9 protein-coding genes and 1 tRNA gene are annotated in these 9,517 nt (G+C 39.5%); 6 read left to right on the top strand and 4 right to left on the bottom strand.

Going from position 1 to position 9,517, the window contains the following annotated elements:
• Positions 1-622 precede the first annotated feature (622 nt).
• Positions 623-1,066, bottom strand: a complete 444-nt coding sequence (locus RI561_RS09340) for a hypothetical protein (RefSeq protein ID WP_395079965.1) — start codon at positions 1,064-1,066, stop codon at positions 623-625.
• Between the two features lie 147 nt (positions 1,067-1,213).
• Positions 1,214-1,287, bottom strand: a tRNA-Met gene (locus RI561_RS09335).
• 603 nt (positions 1,288-1,890) lie between these two features.
• On the opposite strand from RI561_RS09335, the gene proS reads away from it, so the two are divergent.
• From proS to RI561_RS09310, 5 genes are all read left to right on the top strand, one after another.
• Positions 1,891-3,357 (top strand): proline--tRNA ligase, encoded by a 1,467-nt coding sequence (proS, locus tag RI561_RS09330; RefSeq protein WP_395079964.1) that lies wholly within the window; start codon positions 1,891-1,893, stop codon positions 3,355-3,357.
• Positions 3,358-3,600: 243 nt separating this feature from the next.
• A complete protein-coding gene (locus RI561_RS09325) occupies positions 3,601-5,100 on the top strand; it encodes an NAD(P)H-hydrate epimerase (protein ID WP_395079963.1) in 1,500 nt (499 codons plus the stop codon).
• Positions 5,101-5,499: a VanZ family protein gene (locus RI561_RS09320; protein ID WP_395079962.1), complete on the top strand. Its 399-nt coding sequence runs from the start codon at positions 5,101-5,103 to the stop codon at positions 5,497-5,499. It abuts the gene before it with no gap.
• A gap of 182 nt (positions 5,500-5,681) precedes the next feature.
• Positions 5,682-6,338, top strand: coding sequence for an energy transducer TonB (locus RI561_RS09315; protein ID WP_395079961.1), 657 nt, complete (start codon positions 5,682-5,684; stop codon positions 6,336-6,338).
• 196 nt (positions 6,339-6,534) lie between these two features.
• Positions 6,535-7,191 carry an energy transducer TonB gene (locus tag RI561_RS09310; protein WP_395079960.1) on the top strand — a complete coding sequence of 219 codons (657 nt, stop codon included), beginning with the start codon at positions 6,535-6,537 and terminating at the stop codon, positions 7,189-7,191.
• Positions 7,192-7,426: 235 nt separating this feature from the next.
• Here RI561_RS09310 and RI561_RS09305 read toward each other — a convergent pair whose 3' ends face one another.
• A complete protein-coding gene (locus RI561_RS09305; RefSeq protein WP_395079959.1) occupies positions 7,427-7,852 on the bottom strand; it encodes an NUDIX hydrolase in 426 nt (141 codons plus the stop codon).
• Complete coding sequence (locus RI561_RS09300; protein ID WP_395079958.1) at positions 7,845-8,165, bottom strand: DUF1844 domain-containing protein; 321 nt, start codon at positions 8,163-8,165, stop codon at positions 7,845-7,847. The genes RI561_RS09305 and RI561_RS09300 overlap by 8 nt, the downstream gene beginning before the upstream one ends.
• A 125-nt stretch (positions 8,166-8,290) precedes the next feature.
• Here RI561_RS09300 and RI561_RS09295 point away from each other — a divergent pair, with 125 nt between their 5' ends.
• Complete coding sequence (locus tag RI561_RS09295; protein ID WP_395079957.1) at positions 8,291-9,502, top strand: DUF1015 domain-containing protein; 1,212 nt, start codon at positions 8,291-8,293, stop codon at positions 9,500-9,502.
• Positions 9,503-9,517 lie beyond the last annotated feature (15 nt).

The raw sequence follows: 9,517 nt of genomic DNA, 5'->3' as shown, positions 1-9,517 counted from the left end.
CATAAAAGCGTTTCAGGTTCAATTAAAGTTCATCCTAAACTAACAATTTACCCCCAAAAAGTCCGACAGACTCCTAGAGCTAGAGAAACAAAGAATTCAAGAAGATAGCAGACTACAACAAATAAAAAAGGAAAAGGAAAAAAAAGCAGAGGAATTTGAAAGAGTTAAACAACAAAGAATAAATAAAGAAAAGAGTTTTTTAAAAAATAGAGGTAAGAAAAGCTTACCCAAAGGATATGATTACAATGCAAAATTCTATGAAAATAAACTGAATCAACTGAGACAAAAATATGGGTATGATTCAGAGATTGATCGTTCAATGGAAAGGTGGTCTCAAAAAAGCATTTTAAATAAAAGAGATCATCGGCAAATGTATGCAAAAAGATATGTTGAACTTTACAAAACGAAGTATGAAGGTAAATCAATTATTAAAGATTATGACAAACCTAAATGGACAAGTAAATCAATAAAAGATATAGATAAAGAAGACAACCTTAACAACATATATTTATTCCTTTTCCTAATTTTAATTTTAGGTGTCTTTTATGGCTTTGGATGCCTAATTACACCTGACTGCCCTTAAAAAAAAATAAAGATTATCCCACAATACTTTTACCAATAATTAAGTAAATAACGACAAAACAATAGAGAGAGATATACCTATACCCGCCATTAGTAAAGCTTGCCTATGTCGAATATCAGCTAACAAATTTGAGTATTTATTCTCTATAAAGTTGATTCCTGATTGTAAATCTGAATTCATTGTTTGATTTATTGAAGAAATTCGTATTAAATGAATAGTTTTATCAATGTCTTTAACTTTCATACTTGAAGTATGACCAAAATGCGACAATCCCAACAAAACTGCTCTCCAATGTTCATGTTCACGCTTTAAATTGGCAAGAGATTCAGTAAAATCATTTTCTAAATATTCATTTAGATGATAATTACTTTCGTTTCTAAGCTTGTTTAACTGTTCTTCACAATCAGTAATTAAGTCACTAATATCTTGATAGCCATCAAGTTGAGCCATCATTTTTTTAAAAAAAGCATCGTAATCATCCATATTAAACCCACATTTGTCTATTAATTTGTAAATAGTGAAAATGAATCGATTAATATAAACTACTAATATGTTTTACCATTGTTGTACCTCTATAAAATAAAAAAGCCTTAAGAAACTGTTTTTTAGTTACTTAAGGCTTTATTTATGTACCGTGGGACGGAATTGAACCGTCGACCTCACGATTATGAGTCGTGCGCTCTAACCATCTGAGCTACCACGGCATACTTTAAATTTTCAAATTCCAAATGACAATTAATAATTTTGTCAGTCAGTTTTTCGAGAGCATCAAATATACGGGTTTATATAACAAAGGGTAAAATGTTTTTTCTCAGTCATCCCGCGTATGCGGGATGGTCCGTTTTGGACGTGTCAGATAACCGGAGGATCAAACCAAAATGAACAATTATATAGATTCAGAGTCATTTGCTTTCAGCAACTCTTTGGAACCGGCGGTTCCAGTATGCATTACGAACGGGACGTTCGTAACGAGGTAAAGGAGCAATTCGAAAACACTGGAAAAGAAGTGATCAACGTTACAATTGTTCGGTAAGCAATCATATAATAAGAGTTCGAAAAGCCTGACATCTGCGTGTTTTCTTGATCTTTTGGTTCGTTTTGGATCAAGCCAAAATGAACAAGAAAGTTTTTAAAGGCTCTCTTTCAGTTATAAGCCACTGGAAGCTGGAGCTTCCGGGACTTCGTTACAAAGCAGGAGCTTTTTAACAAGCAGAAAAGTCTTCAAGAAATTCAACTTCCTTCCCTTATTCTCTACGCTACATTTCTTAACTTCCACGGTTCAAAGAAAACCAACATAAAACAGGTTCATGGCTAAAAACATAACATCGCAAGAAAAAGATTATTCACAATGGTATCTGGACGTGGTTCGGGAAGGTAAGCTGGCGGAACATTCTCCGGTGCGCGGAAGCATGGTTATCCGTCCGAATGGGATGGCGCTTTGGGAAAATATGCGAAATGCCCTCGATCAGATGTTTAAGGATACCGGCCATGAAAATGCCTATTTCCCCCTGTTTATACCAAAATCATTTCTCTCTAAAGAAGCACAGCATGTAGAAGGTTTTGCGAAGGAATGTGCGGTAGTAACACACAGCCGGCTCAAAAGTGTAGACGGTGGCGTAGAAGTTGATCCGGAATCACGTTTGGAAGAAGAGCTCATCGTTCGCCCAACTTCAGAAACTATTATCTGGGATACCTATCGCGGGTGGATACAGTCGTACCGCGATCTACCTATCTTGGTGAATCAGTGGGCAAATGTAGTGCGCTGGGAAATGCGCACAAGATTGTTCCTGCGCACTATGGAATTTCTATGGCAGGAAGGTCATACCGCTCACGCCACCAAAGAAGAAGCAGTAGACGAAACACTGCAAATGCTGGATGTATATGAAACCTTTGCTGAAGAATGGATGGCTATGCCCGTTTTGAAAGGAGTGAAAACAGCTAGCGAGCGCTTTGCCGGAGCTGTTGATACCTATTGTATAGAAGCGCTGATGCAGGACGGAAAAGCCCTGCAGGCCGGAACTTCTCACTTCCTGGGACAGAATTTTGCCAAAGCTTTTGATGTAAAATTCCAGGATAAAGACGGCGAGCATAAACTCGTTTGGGCCACAAGCTGGGGCGTTTCCACGCGACTCATTGGTGGATTGATTATGACCCATTCCGATGATCAGGGCCTCGTACTTCCTCCAAAATTGGCTCCAACTCAAGTGGTAGTTGTTCCAATTTACAGAAGTGATGAACAGCGCACAGCCGTGCTCGAATATGCAGATGCCATTTACGATGAACTGACCGATCTTGGTATTCGTATTAAAGTGGATGATCGTGATAATTATAATCCCGGCTATAAATTTGCAGAGCATGAAGCAGCCGGAATACCGCTGCGGATTGCCGTTGGCCCTCGTGATCTTGAAAACAATAATGTGGAATTAGCCCGACGTGATCTGCAATCCAAAAATATTGAAAGTCGTGAAGGGCTTGGAACCCGCGTGAAGAAATTATTGGATGACATTCAGGATGAACTCTTTGAGAAAGCAAAGAAACGTCGCAAAGACAATACTCGTGAGGTAGAATCCTATGATGAATTCAAAGACGTGATCAAAAATAAAGGCGGGTTTGTTTGGGCTCATTGGGATGGAACCGATGAAACTGAAGAAAAAATCAAAGAAGAAACCAAAGCAACCATCCGCCTCATTCCTTTAGAAGAAGGCGAAGAAGGAAAATGCATGGTCACCGGAAAACCATCGAAGCAAAAAGTATTGTTTGCCCGGTCATACTAATTTTTAAACCGCAATGTTCGCAGAGCACAAAGCTTTAAGTTCTTTAAAATTTCGATACTTGTCATCCTGAGCGCCTTAAAACTGAATAAGGCCTTACTGGTTAACGCGAAGGATCTCAAATCTTACTATAACAGTATAGATTTTAATTTTGAGATCCCTCGTGTTAAACCACTTTTACTTTTGTAACCTTCCGGGCACTCGGGATGACAACTTTTCTTTATAAACAAAAACCTTAATCATTACATGCTAAATATCCCATATCCATATTATCTGTGTTCAGCTGAACAATCCCGGTTCATGGATGAGAAGACTATCTCCGAATTTGGGATCGATGGGTTTACTTTGATGGAAATTGCCGGGACGCGTGCAGCTGATTTTATTAGCTCTGAAATTTCAACTGGCTCCCATGGGGTTTTCTTTTGTGGGAAGGGTAATAATGGTGGAGATGCTTTGGTGATTGCGCGTCTGCTATCGCAACAAGGGTATAACATTACAGTTTGTTTTTTATCAGGAACCGATGACCTGAGCCCAGATGCTAATAAGAATTTTCAGTTACTTAATAAGCTTGATTCGGATATCGAAATCCTAACTTGGGAGAACTTCACCCCAAAAGAATACGATTTTGTGGTAGATGGAATGCTGGGAACCGGGTTGAATTCGGATGTACGCGCCCCTTATTCCGATGCCATTGAATGGATCAATAGTCAAAAAGCCCTTGTATTCTCTTTAGATGTCCCCACAGGATTGAATGCTGATTCCGGACAAATAATGGGCTCTGCTATTCAGGCAGATTACACCCTTAGCTTTGGCTCATTGAAAACGGGCTTTTACCTAAATGAGGGTTTTGATACTACAGGTGAGGTTATTCTCTGTGAACTTTCTTTTCCAAATAAATACAAAAATCCTACTGCGTTTCTAATTGATGAAAGTTGGGTGAAAGCGAACACCCCTTCCCCAAAAGAGAGAAAACATAAATACGATGAAGGTGTACTTTACATAATCGCCGGCTCAGAAGGATTGACAGGGGCAGGTATTTTGGCAGCGAGAAGTGCTTGGTCAGCCGGATTGGGAGCGGTGGCACTTATCACCCCAAAGGGATTGCTGGAAATTTATGAAAAGCAACTTGAGCAAATCATAAAGAAACCGGTGGGAAATCGTGATGATATGTTTTTTAAGGAGTCGCATTTGGATACGGTATTAGAAATTTTGGATGACAAGCCCGGGAAGTTACTCATTGGTCCGGGACTTGGACGCCAAAAGGAAACTATTCGGTTCACCCAAAACATATTGCAAGAATTTGATGGGGATGCCGTTATCGACGCAGATGCGCTTTTTGCATTATCACAAATGGAGAATTGGGAAAAGCCGAAATCCTCAAATTGGATTCTCACTCCTCATCCCGGCGAGATGAGCCAGCTTTTTAATATGTCGGTAAAAGATGATTATGAAAGACTAAGGATTACAAAAGATATCGCTTCAAAAAAAAATATTACTATTTTGTCGAAAGGGATGCCGTCAGTAGTTGGGGCAGAACATGGAGCTACTTTCCTGACCGGATACGATACTCGAATTTTTTCACGAGCAGGTTTCGGGGATGTACTGGCGGGAAAAACCGGAGCATTCTGGATATTGTTTGATACCGGTGAACAAGCGTGCATGCATGCTTTACTGGACGGCTATCATAAATCAACTCAATTTTACTATTCACAGCAGGGTTTTTTAGAACCGACTGATATTATTTAGATGAAGAACACAATTAATTTATTAACAGGGTCGGTTAAATTATATCTGGGTTTACTTATTATTTCCACAGCAGGCATATTATATGCAACTTTGTTCCCCACTAATTATGAAGTTCCTCAGTCTTTTTATGGGCTCGACAAAGTGGTCCATTTTATTATGTTTGGAGCTTGGACTTTTTTCTTTGGGATCGTCCGATTTTTAAAGAATAATTATAAACTACTTTCCGTTTTTATAGTAGCTGTGATATTTGGAATAACTATTGAAATCCTTCAGCATTGGTTACCAACCGGCAGAAGTTTTGAATTATATGATCTTCTCGCCGACTTTGCCGGAACTGCCGTTGCTATTTTAACTTTGTATATTTTGTCGAAAACTGTACCCCAGTTTTCCTCCAATTAACATGAAAATGCTATTTAATCTTCGTTGTTAAAGCATTTTATTAATTACAAGGAAACATGAAGTCAGTGAGGTGCTTAACATTTGCTGACAATTTGGTTAAATTAACATTTGGCTACTTGCACCGCAGTCATAAAATTACGTTCTTCACAACGTTAATAATTTTTTAAAACCGTATTAGAATTATGCGCAAAGAAAGAAAATCACCAAAGGCAGACTTGAAGAGGTCGTACACTGTTTATTTAGAAGCAGGTTTGATCATTGCTCTTCTCTTCATGATTACTGCAGTTAACGTTACCCTTGAATCCGAACCACCACAAGTTGTTGAATTAGACGAGCAGGAAGTGGTTGAGATGGAAGAAATTGTACAAACCAAACAAATTGAAACCCCGCCCCCACCTCCGCGTCCACCGGTCCCGGTAGAAGTTCCAAATGATGAGATCATTGAAGATGAAATGATTGATTTGGATGCCGAACTTGACATGGATGCTCCGATGGATTTACCTCCTCCTCCTGAAGAAGATGATGGCGGAGAAGAAGATTTCTTCGTAGTGGTTGAGCAAATGCCTAAGCTTATTGGCGGAATGGCTGAACTGCAATCAAATGTAGAATATCCTGAAATGGCTCGAAGAGCCGGTATCGAGGGACGTGTTACCGTTCAGTTTATTGTAAACGAAAATGGTGAGGTTGAAAATGCACGCGTTGTTCGCGGTATTGGAGGCGGTTGTGATGAAGAAGCACTTAAAGCCGTTCAAAACGCTGAATTTGAGCCTGGCATGCAACGTGGACGCCCCGTTCGTGTACAGTACGCATTAAATATTAACTTCCGTCTTGATAACTAACAGGAAGTATTTGAGATAATAGATTTTTATTTCTCCATTCAAAGACATGAATGTTAAAGTTCATGTCTTTTTTTTTGTCTTTTATTTTCGTTCGCTCTCCTCCCCACTATTAGCTTTAATATTTCTTTCTTGCATATCAATCCTTATATTATTTAATTAGTACTACTTATTTAGTTAATAAAATATCCAGATGATTATGCATAACGAGAGAAAATCACCAAAGGCTGACTTGAAGAGGTCATATACTGTTTATTTAGAAGCAGGTTTGATCATTGCTCTTCTCGTCATGATTATTGCAGTTAACGTTACCCTTGAATCCGAGCCACCACAAGTTGTTGAGTTAGACGAGCAGGAAGTGGTTGAGATGGAAGAAATTGTACAAACCAAGCAAATTGAAACCCCGCCCCCACCTCCTCGTCCACCGGTCCCCGTTGAGGTTCCAAATGATGAGATCATTGAGGATGAAATGATTGATTTGGATGCCGAACTGGATATGGATGCTCCGATGGATTTACCTCCTCCCCCTGAGGAAGAGGATGATGGCGAACGAGATTTCTTTATAGTGGTTGAGCAAGATCCTGAGCTTATTGGGGGAATGAAAGAGTTGCAATCAAATGTAGAATATCCTGAAATGGCTCGAAGAGCCGGAATTGAGGGCAGAGTTACTGTTCAATTTATCGTAAATAAAAATGGGGATGTTGAAAATGCACGTGTTGTTCGTGGTATTGGAGCAAATTGTGATGAAGAAGCGCTAAAAGCTGTAAAAAAAGCTAAATTTAAACCTGGCATGCAGCGTGGGCGCCCCGTTCGTGTACAGTTTGCACTAAACGTTAATTTTCGTCTCGACAACTAATATATAACGTGTTTACCGGTTAGAAAATGGCTTGAAAAAATCTCTGAGTAAAGTAACCTCGAAGCACCCGAAGAACCTGCGAGCGTTGCGCGTTGCGGGCAATAAAGCTAAAAAGGCGAACGCTACGAGGACCTACGGACGCTCGTAGGTTCTTCTGGTCTATCCTTCCAATCGGTAAACGCGTTAATATATAGACATTCTTAATATCTAAGGTGTGATTATCATCACTCCTTTTCTATGTCTTAAATTTTCTGAGGATTTCTTTTAAATTCTCGAATCCAGCTATTTCAACTGCTTTTGAAAAAGGTATCCACTCTACTTTTGTTATCCCCTCTTCTTGCTGTGGATACAGTGTCTCTTCTTTCGTGAGTATCATCGAATACCAGTGGGTGGTTTTACCCATCGTCTTTCCTTTTTCTTCATATTCGTGATAGGTTGTACCCACTTTTTGAACAATAGCCGGAATCGTGGACTCAACTTCTTCAGCTACCTCCCGGGCGGCACACATAGCTATTGACTCTCCCTCCTCAAGTTTTCCTTTTGGGAGATCCCATTTGCCTTTTCTGAATATCATCAATACTTCGGGTTCTCGGCTTTCTCTTTCAAGCCGAAATACAATCCCCCCACCGGCCGTGATAGGAGTAGCTGAAGAACTACTCATCTGAATCCGTTTCTTCTTCAGAAGATTCAGCTTTCTCCTTTTTGGATTCTTCCGCGTAATTTAACCTGAGATTCGTCAACGTTTGGTCAAGATAGTTGTTTGCTTCCTCTGATAGATTTCCTTTTGTGTATTTTTTTAACATCCCCAATGTATCGATAGCATATTTCGCAGAGGATAAATCCTTTTCAATTTGCTCGGTTGCAGGATTTTGAATTTTACCCATCCCCATCATCGCAATCTGCTGATGCTGCTGTATTAACATCATAAATAACAGTTTTTCTTGTTGCTCTTCGTTTAAATTTTCTCTGTTCATATCCATTTTTAATCCCTTTTATCTTCTTGGTTTTCAGCTTTAATTATAGCAGTCTCAAATTTAATAAAGTTCAAATTTATGTACCTTATAACTTCTCAAGGATAACCAAAAACAAAACCTTTTTTATGGCCATTGTAAAGCCTTTTAAGGCATGGAGACCTAATCCTGAATTTGCAAAAGATATAGCGAGTGTACCATACGATGTTATAGATACAAATGAAGCCCGAAACCTTGCTAAGGGAAAGCCAAATAGCTTTTTACATATCATCCGTCCGGAGATTGATGTCCCGGCCAATACTTCTATTTATGATCCGAAAGTATATCAAAAAGGAAGAGAGAACCTGTCTGAGCTGCTAAGCTCAGAGTTCTTTACACAGGAAGAAAGCGAATCCCTCTATATCTATTGCCTTGAAATGGGGGAACGATCTCAAACCGGAATTTTTGGCTGCATAAGTGTTGAAGATTATGAAAATGAAGTAATCCTGAAGCATGAACTCACCCGCCCTAAAAAAGAAGATGACCGAACCAAACACATCGTCACCCAAAAAGCCCATGCGGAACCTGTGATGATGACCTTCAAAGACACAGAAGAAACTACAACATTCATGAATGAGTACATGAGCAGCAACAAACCCATTTATGACATTACATTTGAAGACGACGTGCGGCATGTGATTTGGAAAGTGGCAGACTATGAAAGTTTGACTTCTTCATTTAACAGAATACCTAAACTATATATTGCTGATGGTCACCACCGATGCGCAAGTGCGGCAAGGGCTGCCAAGGAGTTCGCTTCTCAAAATCCCAATCACACCGGAGATGAATCCTATAATTTCTTTCCGGCCGTTCTTTTCCCGGTAGAACAAATGGAAATCCTTGCTTACAACCGGATTATTTATTCGGCCCCGGATGACTTTCTTTCAACCCTCCAAAAAGAATTTAAAGTTACTAAGAATGCAAAGCCCGCCCCAAGGCAAAAGGGTACCGTTGCCCTCTATTTTGAAGAGAAGTGGTTTGGATTAAATCTTAAGGAACCTGTAAATGATGATCCTGCCTCAAAGTTGGATATTTCTTTACTGCAAGACCAAGTCCTGGAACCTTTTTTAGGAATAAAAGATCAACGTACCGATCCAAATATAGATTTTGTCGGAGGAATACGAGGTACTGAGGAGTTAGAAAAAATTGTGGATAACGGAGAGGCTGCCTTGGCCATAAGCATGTATCCAACCAGTATTGAAGAACTTTTGGATGTTTCTGATGCCGGTCAGTTAATGCCTCCAAAATCAACCTGGTTTGAACCAAAATTACGATCCGGCTTTTTAGTTCACACTTTTTAAATCCCTCAGATTAAA

It is taken from the genome of Gracilimonas sp. (genome assembly GCF_031581265.1).
GTDB lineage: Bacteria > Bacteroidota > Rhodothermia > Balneolales > Balneolaceae > Gracilimonas.
This window is presented reverse-complemented; position numbering and strand designations above follow the sequence as displayed.